At 66.8% G+C, this 17,587-nt stretch carries 16 protein-coding genes and 1 pseudogene; 6 read left to right on the forward strand and 11 right to left on the reverse strand.

Features of this window, described 5'->3' with window-relative positions; translation table 11 throughout:
- Positions 1-92: 92 nt before the first annotated feature.
- Positions 93-918: pseudogene (locus A5784_RS34915) on the reverse strand (alpha/beta hydrolase).
- A gap of 214 nt (positions 919-1,132) precedes the next feature.
- On the opposite strand from A5784_RS34915, the gene A5784_RS34920 reads away from it, so the two are divergent.
- Together A5784_RS34920 and A5784_RS34925 are read left to right on the forward strand one after the other, a co-directional pair.
- On the forward strand, positions 1,133-1,996 hold the full coding sequence (locus tag A5784_RS34920; RefSeq protein ID WP_064949435.1) for an IclR family transcriptional regulator: 864 nt from the start codon (positions 1,133-1,135) through the stop codon (positions 1,994-1,996).
- Between the two features lie 189 nt (positions 1,997-2,185).
- Positions 2,186-5,083: an AfsR/SARP family transcriptional regulator gene (locus tag A5784_RS34925; protein ID WP_064949436.1), complete on the forward strand. Its 2,898-nt coding sequence runs from the start codon at positions 2,186-2,188 to the stop codon at positions 5,081-5,083.
- 39 nt (positions 5,084-5,122) lie between these two features.
- Here the strand turns inward: A5784_RS34925 and A5784_RS39515 are convergent, their stop codons facing one another.
- Entirely contained in the window at positions 5,123-5,329 is a 207-nt protein-coding gene (locus tag A5784_RS39515; RefSeq protein WP_232006368.1) for a hypothetical protein, read from the reverse strand.
- Positions 5,330-5,709: 380 nt separating this feature from the next.
- On the opposite strand from A5784_RS39515, the gene A5784_RS39520 reads away from it, so the two are divergent.
- On the forward strand, positions 5,710-5,904 hold the full coding sequence (locus tag A5784_RS39520; protein WP_232006369.1) for a hypothetical protein: 195 nt from the start codon (positions 5,710-5,712) through the stop codon (positions 5,902-5,904).
- Between the two features lie 330 nt (positions 5,905-6,234).
- Here the strand turns inward: A5784_RS39520 and A5784_RS34935 are convergent, their stop codons facing one another.
- On the reverse strand, positions 6,235-6,576 hold the full coding sequence (locus A5784_RS34935; protein ID WP_064949437.1) for a CBU_0592 family membrane protein: 342 nt from the start codon (positions 6,574-6,576) through the stop codon (positions 6,235-6,237).
- A gap of 107 nt (positions 6,577-6,683) precedes the next feature.
- On the opposite strand from A5784_RS34935, the gene A5784_RS34940 reads away from it, so the two are divergent.
- The 3 genes from A5784_RS34940 to A5784_RS38015 all read left to right on the forward strand — a co-directional run bounded on the left by A5784_RS34940 (position 6,684) and on the right by A5784_RS38015 (position 8,976).
- Positions 6,684-7,601, forward strand: coding sequence for a LysR family transcriptional regulator (locus A5784_RS34940; protein ID WP_064949438.1), 918 nt, complete (start codon positions 6,684-6,686; stop codon positions 7,599-7,601).
- 94 nt (positions 7,602-7,695) lie between these two features.
- Positions 7,696-8,712: a C45 family autoproteolytic acyltransferase/hydrolase gene (locus A5784_RS34945; protein ID WP_082945269.1), complete on the forward strand. Its 1,017-nt coding sequence runs from the start codon at positions 7,696-7,698 to the stop codon at positions 8,710-8,712.
- Positions 8,713-8,721: 9 nt separating this feature from the next.
- On the forward strand, positions 8,722-8,976 hold the full coding sequence (locus A5784_RS38015) for a hypothetical protein (protein ID WP_082945270.1): 255 nt from the start codon (positions 8,722-8,724) through the stop codon (positions 8,974-8,976).
- Position 8,977: 1 nt separating this feature from the next.
- On the opposite strand, the gene A5784_RS34950 is transcribed toward A5784_RS38015, so the two are convergent.
- Genes A5784_RS34950 through A5784_RS34985 form a run of 8 tightly spaced genes read right to left on the reverse strand, consistent with a single transcriptional unit; the run spans position 8,978 to position 17,585 of the window.
- The gene (locus tag A5784_RS34950) at positions 8,978-9,547 is read right to left on the reverse strand and encodes a phage tail protein (protein WP_064949439.1); all 570 of its coding nucleotides are present in this window, start codon (positions 9,545-9,547) and stop codon (positions 8,978-8,980) included.
- Positions 9,548-9,576: 29 nt separating this feature from the next.
- Positions 9,577-11,541 carry a putative baseplate assembly protein gene (locus A5784_RS34955; RefSeq protein WP_064949440.1) on the reverse strand — a complete coding sequence of 655 codons (1,965 nt, stop codon included), beginning with the start codon at positions 11,539-11,541 and terminating at the stop codon, positions 9,577-9,579.
- 2 nt (positions 11,542-11,543) lie between these two features.
- On the reverse strand, positions 11,544-11,993 hold the full coding sequence (locus tag A5784_RS34960) for a GPW/gp25 family protein (protein ID WP_064949441.1): 450 nt from the start codon (positions 11,991-11,993) through the stop codon (positions 11,544-11,546).
- A 4-nt stretch (positions 11,994-11,997) separates the two neighbouring features.
- A complete protein-coding gene (locus tag A5784_RS34965; RefSeq protein ID WP_232006370.1) occupies positions 11,998-12,255 on the reverse strand; it encodes a PAAR domain-containing protein in 258 nt (85 codons plus the stop codon).
- A 40-nt stretch (positions 12,256-12,295) separates the two neighbouring features.
- Positions 12,296-14,110: a VgrG-related protein gene (locus tag A5784_RS34970; RefSeq protein WP_064949443.1), complete on the reverse strand. Its 1,815-nt coding sequence runs from the start codon at positions 14,108-14,110 to the stop codon at positions 12,296-12,298.
- 5 nt (positions 14,111-14,115) lie between these two features.
- Positions 14,116-14,889: a CIS tube protein gene (locus tag A5784_RS34975; RefSeq protein ID WP_064949444.1), complete on the reverse strand. Its 774-nt coding sequence runs from the start codon at positions 14,887-14,889 to the stop codon at positions 14,116-14,118.
- Positions 14,882-15,349 carry a phage tail protein gene (locus tag A5784_RS34980; RefSeq protein WP_064949445.1) on the reverse strand — a complete coding sequence of 156 codons (468 nt, stop codon included), beginning with the start codon at positions 15,347-15,349 and terminating at the stop codon, positions 14,882-14,884. The genes A5784_RS34975 and A5784_RS34980 overlap by 8 nt, the downstream gene beginning before the upstream one ends.
- A gap of 16 nt (positions 15,350-15,365) precedes the next feature.
- Positions 15,366-17,585, reverse strand: coding sequence for a hypothetical protein (locus A5784_RS34985; RefSeq protein WP_156750944.1), 2,220 nt, complete (start codon positions 17,583-17,585; stop codon positions 15,366-15,368).
- Between the last annotated feature and the right edge of the window lie 2 nt (positions 17,586-17,587).

Here is a 17,587-nt window from a genome sequence, read left to right on the forward strand (position 1 = left end):
CGCCGCGAGTGTGCAGCCTCTGCGATGTCCGGGCCCGTTTTTCGCAGACGATTCACGCTCGCGACGGCAGTGGCCGATTGCCAGTCAACTGCTCAGCGGGCCAGCAGTGAGGTGATATCGGCGGCCACCTGGCGTCGGGCCTCGCCGGCCACGGTGAGCACCGGCATCGTCATAAATCCGTGGATGGCGCCGGAGTAGCGTCGATGCGTCACCGGAACACCTGCGGCCGCGAGGGCTGACATAGGGATGGGTGCGGTCCGATATGCCGGGAACGTATTGATCCCAGTACCACGCCATGGCGGCAGCGGTGTTGTAGTAGCCGGTCGCGAACCGGCGGTAGGACTCCGTGGTGAAATCGGCGGCAATCACCGGGTATAGCAGGACCTGACCTGCGATGTGGGGACCACCGCGATCGCGCGCCAAGACCGCCGTCACCGCAGCCAGGTTGCCGCCGGCGCTGTCGCCGGCGACCACCAACCGGGCCGCGTCGCCCCCGAGCGCTCCGGCATGCGCAACAGCCCAGCACAGCGCGGCATATACATCCTCGGCGGCCGTGGGCCACCGCGCTTCCGGGGCCAGCCGGTAGTCCACCGAAACCACGACCGCCCCGACGTCGTTGGTGAGTAACCGGCACAGGTCATCATGGGTGTCCAGGTCGCAGAACACGAACCCACCCCCGTGGGCGAACACCACCAGCGGCAGTGTTGCCATGGAAGGCATTGCGGGCCAATAGATCCGTAGCGGTATGCCCTCGGGTGTCACGCTGTCGCGTACTGCGCCGACGGGTCGTGGTCGGGCGGGCCGCCGGAACCGTGCCCGGACGGCGGCGCGGGCCTGCGCGCCCGTCATGGTCTCGACGGCGGGGAAGCCGGTGTTGAGTACCCGCAGCAACTCGGCGATTTCGGGATCGAGTCGCATCTGCTCGGGTTGTCTGTCGAGACCTACCACTGGCGCCGAGTACGTCATGACCGACGATCGTCATCGCGGGGGCCGAAATATTGCACAACCTGTACCGCTGAGCGGGACAACGGCCCACTGAAAGGTCCCGCGCGCTGCACCATCACAATGCCCGGCACAAAACCAACCCAGGTGCCGGAGGCGATTTCATGATCAAGCAGATGAGGAGACAGTCATGGTGCCGGCCGTCAAGGACAGCCCCGATACCCCGCCGATCGCTGCGATCGGGCGGGTGTCAGCGCTGCTGGATGCCTTCGACGGCGGCAATCGACTGACGTTGGCCCAGATTGCCCGCCGGACCGGCCTGCCGCGGTCCTCGACACACCGCATGCTCGACCAGTTGGTGCGGCTGCAGTGGCTGCTCCGCACCGGCCACGAGTACGAGCTCGGGACCAAACTCATCGAACTGGGCCACCGTGCCGTGCACCAGAATCGTGTGTACCGGGCCGCGGCACCGTACCTGTGGGATCTGCATCGTGCGACGGGCATGGTGGTGCATCTGGCGATACTCGACGGTGCCGATGTCGTCTACCTCGAAAAGGTAGGCGGCCGCATGGGCCTGTCGATTCCGACGCAGATCGGCTCGCGCCAACCGGCGCATTGCACGGGTGTCGGCAAAGCGATTCTGGCCTACAGCCCCCTGGCCCGGCTCGAGCGCCTCGAGGAGGCCGAGCTGACCCGTAAAACCAACTACTCGATCACGGATGCGGCAGAGCTTCGGGTCGCCTTGAGCGAGATCAGGACTCGTGGCGTCGCATTCGACCGCGAGGAGTGCACCCCGGGATTCGGGTGTGTGGCGGCCCCGGTCGGGCCGGTCGACGAGCCCGTTGCCGCGGTGTCGGTGTGCGGCCCGGTCGACCGGTTGCCGTTCGACAACCGGCTTGCCGCACCGGTGCGCATCACGGCCCTGCAGATTTGGCGCAATCTGGACGATGCCGCACTCGGCCGCTCAGGCTCGCGGCAGCGGTCCCGAAAGCGCACCACCGGACCGAATGCCGCCGACCATCTGCTGCCGGCCTGCCACAAGCCGACCCTCTGAACCGATCGGGCGATTACCCGCCGCCCTGCGCCGAAAATTCGAGTAGTGCATTACTCGATCCCGCATGCCGACCCCGGCCATATGCTCGCCACAAGGTATTGCACAGGAAACGCGAGCAAGGATCACTGGCAAAGATGAAGCGCGATCCGGCGGGAAGCGTCGATTGTTCGGACAGGTGGACGAACAACCATGATTGAACGCGTTGTGCTGCAGGAAAAGCTGCGGGTGCCCGAGGTTTCTGGTCTCTCCCGGGCTCGGCTGGAAGGGCCGCTGCTGTCGGGCTCGCAAACCAATGTCGACCTCGTGGTGGCGCCCGCGGGCTGCGGCAAGACCACTCTGCTGGCCCACGTCGCGACCGCGTCGGCCCGGCCCGTGGGGTGGTATCGGATCACCTCCGACGATTCGACCGAACCTCGGATGGTCGCGCACCTGGCAGCGGCCCTGTCGGTGGTGACCGATACCGACGATGCGGGTTCGATGGATGATCTGCTTTCTGCTCTAGATCGCAGGAGGAGCGTGTGTGGCGTCCTGATCCTCGATGATGTGCACGAGATCGCGGAGACCCCGGCCGAGCGGGCGTTGGAGCAGTTCATCTCGCTGCGGCCGCGGGGCCTTCAACTGATCTGCGGGTCGCGCCGAATGCCCGATTTCAACATCTCCCGCATCCGGGTGTCGGGGTCGATCTCCGAAACGGGAAGTGACGACTTGCGTTTCCGGTCGTGGGAGGTCGAAGAGTTGTTCGCCTCGGTCTACCGCGAGCCGTTGCGCCCGGAGGCCGCCGCGGCGTTGACGCGTCGCACCGGCGGCTGGGCCGCGGGCCTGCAGCTGTTCCACCTGGCCACCGTGGGGCGCACAGCGGTCGAGCGTCATCAGGCTGTCGCCGGCCTCGGCGGCCGTTCCAAACTGGTGCGTTCCTATCTGACCCGCAATGTGCTCGCTGAACTGCCCGCTGATCGTCGCGAGTTCCTGTTGCGCACCTGCGCGCTCGGACGGCTCTCCGGTACGGCCTGCGACGCGCTGCTGGGGATCACCGGTAGCCACCGCATCCTGGAAGACCTGGAAAGTGCCCAGTTGTTCACCTTCACCGACGACGGCGGGGTTTACTTCCGCTATCACGAGGTGCTGCAGTCGCATCTGGAGCTGGCGCTGGTCGAGCAGTACGGCCCGGCAGCTGCCCGGGAGTGCTACCGCAAGAGTGCAGCCGTCCTCGAATCGCTCGGTGAGACTCGGTCGGCGGCAAGGGCTTTCGCGAAGGCCGGCGACTGGTCCTCGGTGTCGCGCCTGGTCCAGGACACCGGTGGGCCGCGCATCGATGCGACAGCGCTCGACGACGCCCATCTCCTGCCTGCCAGCACCTGGCAGCACGATCCGTGGTTGGCGCTGGCCCATGCGCGGCGATTGGTCCGCGAAGGCGCATTGACGCGTGCCGTCGAGGCGTACCGGCACGCCCGCACGCTTTACGACGAGCCCAACTATCAACAGATGTGCCGCGCCGAATCCGGCGTGGCGGCGGCTTGGCTGTCCGCCGACCACGCCAGGCGGTCGCCGGGATCGGGGACTCTGGCCCAGCACTGGAGCGGGCCGCTGCGGCAGGCCCTGGTCCGCTCACCCGACCCCACCGGCGGGCACCGGTGCGCGGATGCTCGCGAACAATTGACCTGTGGGCTGGCAGCGATCGCTGCGGGCGAGCTCAGATCAGCCCGGGCGCTGCTCGAATCGATCGCCGGGACGGTGCAGGCCGAGGGGCCCGTCGACGCATTGGCGGCGGTCGGTGCCGACCTCGCGCTGGCCACGCTCGATCTGTTCGACGGCGCCGCTGCCGATCCGTCCGCGCGGTTCAGCACCATCGCGGTGGCGGCCGAAAACGAGGGCTTGCCGTGGGTTGCGCGACTCTGCCATGGGTTGGAGCAAGTCTCGCTGATCGTGTCGCGGGATGCGCTGTGGCGCCTGGACAGTTGCTCGGACATCATCGACGCTGCCGAGCGGGTGGGGGATCGTTGGGGCGCCGGCCTGCTGCTGTTTGCGGCGGGTCTTGCGAAGAAGCGGGTGGGTCAGGACGGCAGTGGCGAACTGGTCAGTGCCAACACGATATTCGGTGAACTCGGTGCGCCGGTGCTGCAGTTGTGGTGCCGGTTGGTGGCGACGGATCTGGACGCCACCGAGCCTGTGATCCGGGAACTGGTGGCAACCGGCCAGGCATTGCGATCACGCGGTGCACAGGCTGTGGCGCTCGGCCTGCTGGCGTCGATGGGCACCGGTGCGGAGCTGACCGAAGCTGCCCGGATGGCCGAGACCTGCGGCGTACCGCTGCTGGGCCGTGGTGACGCCGACGCGCCACGCGGTGCGGTCGCCACGGCGACGGAGGTGGTCGAGGCCAGCCTGCCACCGGTGGCGATCACGTGCTTCGGCGAATACCGCATCGCGATCGACGGCGAGGTCGTTGGACTGAATCAACTTCGGCCTCAAGCACGTTGGGTCCTGCAGATCCTCTCGGCAGCGCCGGGGCGCGACCACCACCGCGAGCTGCTGGAGGACATCCTGTGGCCGGGTGTGGACCACACGGTTGCGTGTCACCGACTACAGGTGGCGGTGTCGAGTGTGCGGACCATGTTCGCTCAGGCTGATCTGGTCATCGGTCGCCGCGGCGAGTCCTACCGCTTGGAATTGGGTGAGCGGTCCACTGTCGACGTCCGGGACTTTACCGATGCCCTGGCCCGGGCTGCCGCGGCGTCGGCGCGCGGAGATCTGCACGGCCGGATGACCGCGCGACAGGAGGCGATGAACCTGTACACCGGCGAACTTCTGCCCGAGATCTCGGGATCGTCCTACCTTGACGCGGAACGTGATCGGCTACAGCGTGCGGCCGCAGCGGCCGCCGCGGCGCTCGCGGCGGATCACCGCAGCCTCGGCGAGTTCGAGCACGCGCTCGTCATGGCGCAACGCTCAGTGCAGCTGGAGCCGTACCAGGACACCGCGTGGGCGGTACTGGCCGAACTGCACGAGGCACTGGGCGACCACAGCTCCGCCGAATTGGTGCGCCACGAGTACGCGCGGATGCAGGCCGACCTGGAACCATCACATACGTGATTTGGCCGGTACGCGCGGTGGCGGCAGTCGCGGCGTGAGTCAGACGACGACTGGGTGGGAATGCGGAAACAGGTGTGCGATAAGGGGTTCGGCGCGGAAGGGCTGCCAGTCGTGCACTGACACTGCGAGCCGGTCGAGGACGACGTGGACGACGGTGGGGTTGGCGCCGAGCCCGAAATGGGATCCGTAGACCTCGATGTTTTCGGCGCGTGGTCCGTCGTGCACGCGGGCGGCCTTCCAGTGCACGATGCCGTCCGACTTCGAAAATATCGAAGTGGTCGGCTGGACCGGGTTTGCGTGGTGGGTGGGCCACTGGTCCAACGAGTATGCGGCAGGTGCTTGATCGGTGACCCCATGGTGATCACTCGGTCGACCAGCTGCGGTCGCAGTGTGGCGAGTCCACGCGCGAACAAACCACCCAGGCTCCAGCCGATCACCGGTATCGGTCCGTGCTGCCGCGTGGCGAGATCTTCCAGTCTGGTGACCACACCCTCGATCGCCGTACGGGTCGGGCCGATGTTTCGGCCCAATCGCCAGCCATGAGACCGGTAGCCGGCCAGATCAATCGTCTTGCGCATCAACCGCGTTGACAGATCGTCCGACATCAGGCCGGGAATCACGAGCACATGTCGGCCGTGCCCTTCGCCGGCATGCGCCATGCCCAACGCCGGGATGGCACCGACGAACGCCATGTGGCCGGCCACGGCTCGGTAGGGCTCGGCCAGATAGTGGTACAGGCTCGGCGCCTCGACTGCGCCTCGATCGCTCATGGTCGGCTTCCGTCCTTCGAGTCGGTGGCGGGCCGCACGGCGGTGACGTGAACGGCAGCCGAGTCGACAGTAGATGCGGACCGACGCGTTCGGGTGGGGTTTGCTGATGTCGCGAAGGCCCCGACCGCTTGCAGTGTGGAAGGACCCGCCACCTGAGAGTGGTGGCGGGTCCTGGTCGGCCAATGAGTGGCCGGCGGCCTCAGTGCCGCGTTGCTACTTGGCCTCGGCCGGAGTGGACTTCTCGATCACGGCCAGGGTGAAGTCGCGCTGCGCTTCGAGCAGGCGCTGGGCGATCGCGTAATTGGCCTCCACGACCGTCTCTTGCGAGATACTTTGCTGGACGGCAGGTTTCGCGAATCGCGGGCCAAGCCTTCGGAGTCGTCAGGCGTCGGCGGGCGCCGCGCACAGGCCGCCTTGTCCGTTCGTGACGTCAGTGGCCGGTGACGGCGCGGGGAACCCGTGATCTTTCTCACGGCCAGGCATCGGGAAGAGGGTCTTTGTGGCGGCGGCCACGGTAACGAAGCCAACACTGGCCCAGATGACGTTCGACACAGCGCTCGGCCACGCGCCGTACAGCCCCGCGGCGATGGCGCCGGAGGTGCCACCGAGTGCGTTCAGGAGCCCGTAGCGCCAGGAATCGGCGATCAGCCGACCGCGGACGACCAGTACATATGCAACGAAAGTCCCTACCGTTCCAAGCCAGCCGAGGATCGCTGCCAACATCGCCAAGACTCCGTTTCTCTCAACAATGCAATGTCTGCGCCAGTATTGCCCGCGGGTTTCATTCATGACAATTGAATTGATCTTGATGTCCTGTTTAGCATTACTGAATGCCGATCGACCCGCGTAGACTGCGCTTTCTGCTGGCCGTCGCCCGCGCCGGGGGAGTCCTCGCGGCCGCGGATGTGCTGCACATGACCCCTTCGGCGGTGTCGCAGCAGATCGCCCACCTTGAGCGTGAAACCGGTTGCACGCTCATGACAAGAACCTCGCAAGGTTCGGCGCTCACGGCCGAGGGGCTCGTGCTGGCCGAGGCGGCCCAGGAAATCGAACGGACACTTCTCGAGGCCAGGACGAGGCTCGACCGAGGCGCCGTCGAGCTGCAGGGAGCCGTGCGGATCGGCGGCTTCCAGAGTTTTCTCTCGGTGGTGATCGCCCCGGCGTTGGCGGAGTGGAAGCGCGATCTGCCCGGTATCCACTTCGAGGTGGTCGAAGCCGACCGCGACGTGCTGCTGAGGTCTCTCAAGGCCGGCGAACTCGATGCTGCGGTCATCGAATTCGACGCGGGTGAACCACCCAAGCCGCTGCCGAGCGGTGTCACGGAAATCCCGTTGACCGACGAACCGTGGAAGCTGGTTGTCCCGTCGGGCACCCTGCTGACCGATACGGCGGATTTGGGTCGCATCAAGCTCCCGTGGCTCGGGGTGGGTCCGAGTGATGCCAGTGCGCAGGCGCTCCTGCGGTTGCGGCGGGTGGCCGGAATCGATCAGCCGACAATCCACCGCTACTTTGCGACCCAGACTGCGCTCGCGCTGGTCGCCGCAGGTGAGGGCATGGCGGTCATCCCGACGCTGGCGCTACACGGTCTGTCACTGGAAGGTGTTGAGACGCTGGATGTTCCAGGTCTTGGCGCCCGTCGAATCGTGCTGAGGAGCTACTTCCGGGGTAAACAAGCGCACCGATTGTTGGCCCCGGTGACGGCCTTGATACGCGATGCGCTGTCGAAGATCGACGTCGGCCAGGCGTAAACCGCGCGTGTCGGGTGCCTTCGCGGCGCTCGCGCCGCCTCAGGGCGTCAGGGTGTCCTTGACGGATGGACGCTCGTCAAGTAAACCTTGACGCATGGTGTTCCAATCGATCAGCCTGCACGCATTCCGCGAAGACCTGCCGGGCCCGCGGTGGCGTGCGCTCTACGACGCGACGTGGCCCGGTTACCGCGCCTGGTATCTACGGCCAGGCTCCGGTCGGCGTCCGACCGCCGCCCAGGCCGAAGCTGCGCTGCTGCGGTACATGCCCGAGCTACATCCGGCGTGGCAGCGCCTCGTGGCACTGACCGATCGCGATCCAACCGCGGCCGCGATGCTCACGCACTGGAACATGCCCGCGTTCGCACCGGCTTGCTCGCAAGTCGTCGTCGACACCCGCACGCGAGGAGGACAAACAGGGCCCGGAAGCCGGGCCCTGATCCGCAATTACGACTACCACCCGGATCTGTTCGAGCAGGTCGTGCTGACGACGCGGCTGGGGGAGCGGGTGGTGACCGGCACCAGTGATTGTCTGTGGGGCCTGCTGGACGGCATGAATTCCGACGGGCTCGCGGTGTCGCTGACGTTCGGCGGCGCGAAAGGGTCCGGTCCTGGCTTCGGGATCCCACTTGTGGTGCGGTATCTGCTCGAGATCGCGGGCACCGTGCCCGACGCCTTGTCTGCACTGTCCGGCGTGCCGGTCGCCATGTCGTACAACCTGACGTTGACCGATAAGACCGGGTGCCATCGCACGGCTTACGTCGCTCCCGGCCGACCGATGGAAGTACGCGCTGTGCCGTTGGCCACCAACCACAGGTTCGATCGGCCTGCCGATCCGTTGCACGCCAAGCGCTTCCGTAGCGTGGAACGTCAGACACACCTCATCGAGGTGCTGCGCGACCACCCGGACCCGGATGCCGTGGCTCGCGAGTTCCTTCGGACCCCACTGCGCAGCACCGACTACAGAGGCGGCTTCGGAACGTTGTACACCGCGGACTACCGTCCTGACTCCGGGATCGTTCACTACCGATGGCCGGGAACCACTTGGACGAGGTCATTCGATTCGACCGATGCCGAATTGCGTCTCGACGTGGGGGCAGCGTTGCCACCGTAGAATGCCCGCATGCCGGCAGACCCAGACACTCCCGTGGACGCCTTGACCGACAGTGAATTGGCGGCGCTCATCCGCCGGGGCATCGACGAGTTGAGCGCTCGGGGCAGCCGCGAGGCATTCGCCGAACTGCTGCATGTGGTGGCGTACACCGGCGAAAAGGTCGGCGAAGCGGCGCGGTTGTTGGCGACGTCGAACTCGTGGGCGCAGGTCGCCGAGGTGTCCGGTACTTCCAAGCAGGCCGCTTGGGAGCGCTGGCGGTCGTAGCTCAGGCACCCGCCGCGGCGGGAGGCTCGGTTGCCGCATCGTCGGCCGGGGGAGGCACAGGTGGTGCCGCGCGGGTGACGAGTTCGATCCGATGCGGTATGTGAGCCGGTTTGATCGCGTCGACCAGTGCGTCGACACTGCGCGCATCCACCTCATCGTCGACGTTCACAGTGACCCGAACCAGCAGGCCCGGAGTCGATTGGCCGCCGGGGCGCGAGTCCGGCGTGAGAGACCATGTGGCCGAGCCTGATTCGATGACCTCGGTGTCCCGGTTGAACGCGGCGACGACGGAGTCATGGATGCTCTGCGTGGTGCCCTGCCAACCCAACAGCGCCGCACCCGCCGTGATCAGCTGTCGTTTGTGTGCCGGCTCCCGACCTGCCACAGTCAGACCTATCCAGCCCGCGAGCCAGTCGAGCATGTCGGCCGGGGTGGTCCCGGGATCGAGATACGCAGGCAGGCAGTCCAGCGTCGCGAACACCGGTGCGAGCACCTCATCGAACGCCGCACACAGTTCCGCGGCCAGCCAGTCGTCCCAGTACACCGACGGCATCGTGTCGATGAAAGGCATTGGCGTGCCGAGGTTGTCGATTCCCGCTCTCATCGGTCGGCCATCCGGACACTGTGTTTACCGAAGGCGTAGGCCAACTCGTTGCGCGCCAGCGGGATCACCTCCGCGGGCTCGGTGGAGCGCTCCCCGGTGATGGGGTCGAACGCGAACAGTTGCACCGTCACCTTGCGGCCCATGTCGACCCCGGGGACCGGGGCGAGCGCCGCGGCCACCTCGTGCACCTGCACGGCGCGTCCCATGGGCCACCCTGTGCCGTTGGGGCCACCGGTCAGCGGATGCAGCAAGCTGTTGAGTGCCCGCTGCACATCGGTTTTCACCTGGGTGCGGGAGTAGCCAGGCAGCACCGCGAGCGCCACGACGACGGTGACCCCGCGGTAGCGCGGTGGTTCCACCACCACGCGGGTGCCGACCAGGCGCCGCCGGTTCAGATGGTTCTTGATCCGCTGGATGGTCTCGGGTTCGGGGATCAGATCTTCGCGGCGCACCAGGTCCATCTCATCGCTGGCCACGTGCGGCACGATCAGTACCCGTACCGTCCCTGCTTCCCGGGCGTCGACGGCCGTCAGACAATGGGCCCGGGCCACCTCGGGTGCCACGTCGAGGGTCAGCTGTTCGAAGTCCTGGGCGGTGACGGCCTTACCGCGGCTCCGCAGCAGCATCGGACCACGTACCTTCACCTCGTCAACCGTTTCGGCCTCGGCGCCGCCGACAGCCGCGCGGCGGTTCTCCACCCGCGCCACGTAGGGAACGCTGGTCTTGAGCACCCGGATGCGGCCCACCCCGACGTTGCCCTTGCGGCCGCCGCCGGTGCGGTAAGCGGCCATCACCAGCGCTGAGGAACGTGGCGGGATCTTGCCGTACTGTCGGACCGCGCCGTCCGCTTCACGCACCATCGGGCCGAACACGATCTCACCCGCGACCGGGTCGATGTGGAACGACCGGCTCGAATCATCCTGTTCGCCAAAGTGTTCCACGGCTTGCCAGGTCTCGCTCTCGCCCGAGACAGTCAACGCAGTGCCGTTCCATGGCAGCACTGGTCGATGCTGCAGTCCGAAGCGTTGCCCGGCAGTGCCGTCGGACGTCCCCAGCGGCTCGTCACGCACCACCCTGGCATGAATGATCCGTGCGGTGCCGCCGACGGTGCACGCGGAAATCGATGTGATGAACGGTGATTCGCTGTAGGTCGACTGACCGGGGGTGGTATCCACCAGTCGGCACCGCAGCCAGCCTCTCGCTTCGCCGCCGACCCGAGGCGGAGAGTCGAGGACATGTCCGCGCGGCACGTGCAGGATCACATCGCCCGGCTTGTTGAAGGCCTTGGTCTCGTCGCGTCCCGGTTCGCACGGCACCCAGTCGGGACCGCCGGTCCAGGCTTCCCACACATATGGGGGATTGGTCGGGTCGACGCCGACGCCGGACACCCGGCAGTCCACCCTCAGCAGCACCGCACACGACGGCACCGCGCAGTCCAGCCCGATCAGCAGAGCGTCACCGGGCTCGGGGCGCTCTGAGAAACAGCGAAACTCGGTGCCACCGGGCTCGTTGCGCTGCGCCACGGGCTCGCCGCCACCGGACTGGGTCGCGACGCGTCCGCCGTCCAGCGAGCAGGGAACGATGTCGAGTTTCTCCGTGGTGGAAAACACGATCGGTTCGTCGAGGTCGGTGCGATCGGTGCTGACCTCGATCTCCTCACGCACCGTGATGGTTTGCGGCTGCGGTGCGGACAGCCAGAACGTCGCCTCGCCCTGAGCCGCGCCGGGCGGACGGAGCTCCATCCCCAGTAGTTCCAGAAATTTGATGTAGTTGCGATCGGGCACCCGGTTGAGCCGGTAGATGAGCTGGTCGACCATCATCGCGAAGGTCTCGATCAATGTGATGCCGGGATCGGAGATGTTGTGATCGGACCATTCCGGGCAGCGCTGCCGGACCCGGCGGCGGGCTTCGTCGACCAGGTTCTGAAATGTCCGGTCGTCGAGATTCGGTGCGGGAAGCATCCTCAGACCTCATTCCACCGGTACATAGGGGACAGCTCGGCCGGCGCCGGTGCGCCTGGCTCGTCGGGGATCACGTAGAACGGGAAGACAAGATTGCGTTCGTCGTTGTAGCCGCGGATCCGATACCCCACATCGATGTGGGCCATGCCCAGATCGTGACGGTTGAACAGCACCCGCACGTCCTCCACATCGATTCGGGGCTCCCACCTTTCGAGCGCCCGACGGACATCGTTGGCGATCGCCGCCAGCGTCGCGTCGTTCATCGGTGAGAACAGGTGATCCTGAATGCGGCAGCCGAATTCAGGTCTCATGGGCCGTTCACCCGGTGCGGTGCGGATGATGATCTCGATGGCCTGTTCGACGTCGCGCACGTCGGTGGCGAGCGCGATCGCATCCGTGGGGTCGACCTGAATGGGGAAGTTCCAACCGGCCCCGATGAATTCGTTGGTCATCTGCTCACCCTCCGATCAGCACGGTCGGGCAGCCGGGTCCGACGATGGGAGCGCCGCAGGCGGTCATGTCTCCGACGCGGGCCGCGGACATTCCACCGATGAGTACCGTCAAGCTTCCCGGCGGGATGATCGCATTCGGCGGATGAGGCACCACACCGGGAAACGCGCAGATGTGCGGAGTTCCGACCGTCGCCGCCGCGCTTCCGCCGATCAGCACGGTGGGTACGCCGGGCGGACCGATGGCGCCCGGGTGACCGGTCATATCCCCGACACGTGCTGCAGGAGGCATGCTCTGGACCCTCTCAGTTGATCTTGACCGGAGTGCCGGTGATGACGTTGGGGCCGCCGGCCTTGAACTCACCGGCGGCTTTCGCCGCGACCTTGACGGTGGCGCCCTGTAGCGAAAGAGCGGTCTGGGTTTCCACGTTCACCGCACCCGAACCGCCGGACACCGAGACGCCGTTGGTGGCGGTGACGGAGATCTTCTTGCCTTTCAGCTCGAGGTCGCTGTTGCCGGCATCGACGACGATGCCCTTGCGGCCCTCGATGAGCACTGTGCCGTCGCTGTGCACGATGATGCGGGTGCCGACGGAATCCAGTGTCAGCTTGAGTTTCCCGTCGCCGGTTTCGGCCGTGATGCCTTCGGTCTTGCCGTTTTCGTCGAGCAGGTCGATACGGTGGCCGTTGCGCGAGATGAGCGACCGGCGGTTGACCGCTCCGGAGCCGGTGTCGATGAGCGTGGTGCCCTTGGCATTTGCGGTGTCGACGCCGTTGAACAGTCCGCCCAGCACGTACGGCCGCTGGGGGTCCTGCTGCTCGAAGGCCACCAGCACCTCGTCGCCGACCTCGGGGATCATCATGGCGCCCCGGTTCTTCCCGGCTCCCGGCTGTACCGTGCGCGCCCAGTCGCTGACATAGTCGTCGGACAGCCACGGGAACGTCAGTTTCACGCGGCCCTGGTGCGTCGGATCGTTCGCATCGCTGACCTGTGCGATGACGACGCCTGCGCCGGCAGCGGGACGCCCACCACCCGCGGTCAGACCGTACAGGCTGCGTTCCTGGCGGCCCGTCACCGAGAACGCGGTGGTGTAACCACCGTTGGCCGGATCGTAGCGGTGCCGTGCCGCAGTGATGGTGTACTTACCGTCGAACGGCTTGCCCGCGTTGTCGACGGTGATCCCGACATTCGCCCGCAATTTCGGGTTTCCCCGTGCCACTGCGTCGATCTCGGCGAACGAGCTGCTGATCTGCTCGGTGAGCGCCGCAGCGGCGGTATCGGCCTCGGACTGGGTCCGGTAGGCGGTGTCGGAGGCCACGTACCGCGGATCACCGAAAGGCTTTGCCACATCGGCGGGTTTCACCGTGGGTAGGTCCACGCTCTTGGTCGCCGCCTGCGACGTGCTGACGATCTTGCGCTTCTGCGCCACATCCCACCCCCGAACCTCCACCTCGGTGACCTGCTCGGCGGCGGTGATGACCGACCGGAACCGCAGCAGATCGGTGCCGAGGCGCAACACCAGCGGGTCGGTCTTCTGGGCATCGTCGGACGGCGCGGTGTTGGCATCCTGGCGGGGGTGGAAGCTCAGCTTGTTGTCGCGGACCGTCAGCTCATAGCCGATGCGTCGGGCCATCCCGTCGAGGAACTCCCAGTCGGACTGACCGAACTGGCCGAGGTGGTCGAAAACCGTTTTGCTGGGCTCGATCTGGCCTGCCGGGATCTTGGCACGCTGGGCGACCTGGGTGACGGCGTCCGATGCGGTCGTCTGGGTGTAGGACTGGGTGTGCCTGCCGCGGAACAACCGGTGCGCCGGGTCGTACCCGCGGATGATGGTGAACGAACCGGGGCCACCGATCTCGGCTTCCAATGCGGTCACCTCACCCTCGATCAGCTTCTCGGGTGTGTCGGTCTGGGTGCTGCCGACGGTGATCTTCACCTTGGCGCCGATTGTCACCTTGGCCTTCTCGATGACGATCCGGTTCGGATCGCGGAAGCGCAGCATGAACGCGTCCGGCAGCCGCAGACTGGAGTCGACGTAGGCAGAGGTGAGCAGTGGGCTGATGTCGTCAGGTAACGGCGAGCCGTCGATGTCTATGAGAAAGCTTGCTGCGGTGGCCATCTCGATCAACCCACCGCCGCCGTCAGGGCTTCGAGCCTGGGCAGCTTGAGCCGGGTGCCGGTGGGGACCCGCATCGGATCGTCAATCCCGTTGTAGCGGGCCAACGATCGCCACAGTTGGGGGTCACCGTACTCCCGGTAGGCGACCAGTGCCAGCGAGTCGCCGCTTACCACGGTGTGAACGTCGTCGGCCGACAACGATCCTGACGTCGGATTCTGCTTGGGATCCGGCGTGACGTCGATCTCTTCCAGGTTGACTGTGCAGACCGCTCTGATCGGGATGCCGTTGGCGGCGAACCGGGTGTACTTAGCCTGCACCTGGCTGATGTAGGCGGCGAAACTCTTGACCTGGCCCCAGTTGAACACCACCAGGAACGGCATGGCCTGTTCGCCCTTCTTCACCTCCTTGCACGGCACGCAGCAGCCGAAGAGCTTGTCCACCGAAGCCACTACGTCGACGCCGTCCTTGGCGGTGGCATCGAAATACAGCTCGAGGCTGAGCTTGCACGGTTCGGCGCCCGAATACTCCGGGGGGCCGGCCTTCTTCTCCTTGGTCGGTTTACGTTCCCACTTCGCAGATTTGGTGATCGACACCTCTTTCGGATTGAACTGGAACGTGAGCTTGTCTTTCAGCGTCCCCAGTTCGGGCTTGCCGCCCTTGACGTGCTTGGGCTCCCACAGCTCCAAGAACGCGTACTGCGGCTGCGACCAGGTGTCGGGCGCGCTGCCGCCGGTCTTGTCCGGCGGCGGGGCCTTGAGTGCGACTGCGGTGTTAGCCATTGGGAGAGCCCTTCTCAGGGGTGAAGCCATGGTGGGCGATTTCCAGGGTCTCGGTGAACACCTTGGGGGAGTCCAGGTTCAGGCTGGGCCCGGTCCATCGGACCGGAACGACACCCTCCAACTGCCAGGTCATCACCGGATGGCCGGCCGCGTCCATCGCCTTGATCTCCCCGGTGGTCGGCGTCAAACCGTTGAGGGCCTTGACAATCCACTTCGTGAGCTTGGCGCTGTCGGGACCCACCGGCCGGGTCAGTTTGATGTTGCTGTACTTCATGCGGGTCGGCAGCTGCCAGACCAAGCCATTGTTGCCGCCCTCCTCACGCTGCTCCATCACCACTTCCAGGCCGAAACCCTCACAGCTGCTGAACTTCCCGATATCGATCTTGTCGAACTTGACGGCGAAACACACGCCGACGAACACCTCGTCGGCGTCCTCCGGGGGGAGTTGTGGCGTGCTCATCGGTCTCGTCTCTTCCTTATCGGCCCAAATCCATGAGGGCGCCCGCCCTCTCCCGATCCAGCCACAACTCAGCACGCAACCGCGCGGCCAGCGCGTCGTACACCCGGTTGACCAACTCGTCGACGTCAGTCGCCGCCGGTGCCGGGGCGCCTGAACCCGACGCGGCGGGCGCAGACGTCATAGCCGGTGCCGCGGCGATCGGGGCAGCCGGTTCTGCGGCAGGTGCAGGATCCTCGGTCGCCCGCTGGATGCTCGGCAGTCCCGGGGAGCCGAAGGTGATGGTGTTGGTGGCGGCGTCATACCCGTGGGCGCTCGCCGTGGATTGTGCTGTCTCCGTTGAGCTCCAGTGATCCGGCGGGGGCGGCGCCGGTGCTGACTCGACGGGGGTGCTGGGCACCGTGACCCGTTGCCCTATGCGCTGGGTGCCGGCATCGAACATGCGCTGCAGGCCGACGGGGCGGGGGCTGCTGAACACCTCGGCTCCGTCGGGCCCGTCCGCGGCAACCCCGGGAGACGAGCCAGGATCATCGGTGCTGCGTATCGGGGGCAGCACTACGAGGCGCCGGGGCGACCCGGTCGACCGCTGCACGGTGGGTGGCGTGGGCGGTATGGGTCTGCGAGTGGGCGGTGCAGCGGTCGGGGCAGGAGCGTTGTTCACCACGGGCAAGCTGATCCGTTGTGCGACTGGCAGATCGACCGCCGGTACTGGGTCCGGCGTGATCGGGGATCGGGCGGCAACGGGCACCGGTGCCGTCGGGGTCGGTGCGCCATGTGGGGCGTCACCAACAGTGCGCATCACGGTCGGTGCCTGTGGCTCGGCGAGAACAGAGACGGGTTGTACACGGGGCACGAGTACCGGGTGGGTGTCGGCTACAGTGAACGGCACCGTCTCCGATCGCTGCGCCACGGGTGGCTCGTAATCATCGGTCACCATGGGCAATTCGGGCATGACTGTCGGAAGGTCGGTGGCGACGACGGACTCGACCGCCGGTGTGGTGAGGTCCGGGCGGGGTGCCGCGGGGGAGTCGACGCGCGTCGACGGTGTCGAAGGTAAAGACGGCGTCGACGGTAAAGAAATCGGCGGAGTCGACGGAACTGACGCCGTGGGCCCCGGCATCGGACTCTGCTGCGGCATCAGGCGTTGCACGGCTGCCGGTGCGTGTGACGGGGTCTGGGCGATGGCCGATGGCGTGGCGGCAGCCGCAGTCTCAGTGCGCATCGGTCGCTCACTGTCAGGCGTGTCGACCACGGCCAAGTTGACCTCCGGCGCAGGCTGCGCCACGTTGTCGGCGACGTCGGCAGCGGCCTCGGCGGCGGCGTCGGGTATCCGCTGGATTGCGGTGGTCGGCGGCAGTTGCGGTGAATCCTGCTCGGAACGGGCGGTCCTCGGCGGCGACGTCACCTGGGGAAGCGGTGCCAGCGTCGGGATGGACGGTGCGTCGGTGCGCTGGACGGTGTGCAGGTGGCGCAGTGGTGTGGTCTCGGCCTCGGTGTGATGGGCGGTGAAGACCTCGGGCACGCTGGCGGCGGGAACTCCGGATGTCACGGCCGGCGCGGTGCTCGACGAGTCCGCCGGAAGCGGCGCCGCCGCCGGGACCCGTTGTACGACGGCCGGTAACAGGGGTGTGTCGGTGGTCAGGCGCTGGATCGCGGGCGGCGCCGGGCGCTCGATAGCCGTCGGCGCCATCGTGAATGGCTCACTCGTGGCTGGTGATGGAGCAGGTAGTGCGGCGGGTGTCGAATCGTCCGTCACCGCGTCGAGGGGTCGGCGTTCGTCGGGATCGGCGGCCTGGACCATGGCGCGCTCAGGCTCGGGTTCGCCGCCGGTGTCGATCACCGGCAACGTTGCGGCGGCAGGCTGGTCCGCAATGCTGTCGCGCTGCACCGGACTGCCGACATAGGCCCGCTGCACACTTGGCAACCGCGGTCCCCAGTTCCTGGACTGCGTCGCGGGTACCGGGGTTGGGGGCGGCTCTGCCGGTTGTGCCGATCCGGTGTCCAACACCGGCAGCCGATGGTGCTCGTCAACCGCCAGCAGTTGCACCGGTCTGGTGAGAGCGGGGTTCTGCGAGGTGGTCAGCGTCGCGGTGAAACCGTTGAGGTGTGCCGTCGGTTCGATGTTGCCGGCGGTGGGCGTGACGGCCGCAAGGCGCTGCCACACCGGTTCCTGGCGAGCCGCGGGCGCGGGCGGCGCCACCGGTTCCGGGCGCCGACCCCAGGGCCACCACTTCGGCATCA

This window comes from Mycobacterium sp. 852013-50091_SCH5140682 (assembly GCF_001665685.1).
In the GTDB taxonomy this organism is placed as follows: Bacteria; Actinomycetota; Actinomycetes; order Mycobacteriales; family Mycobacteriaceae; genus Mycobacterium.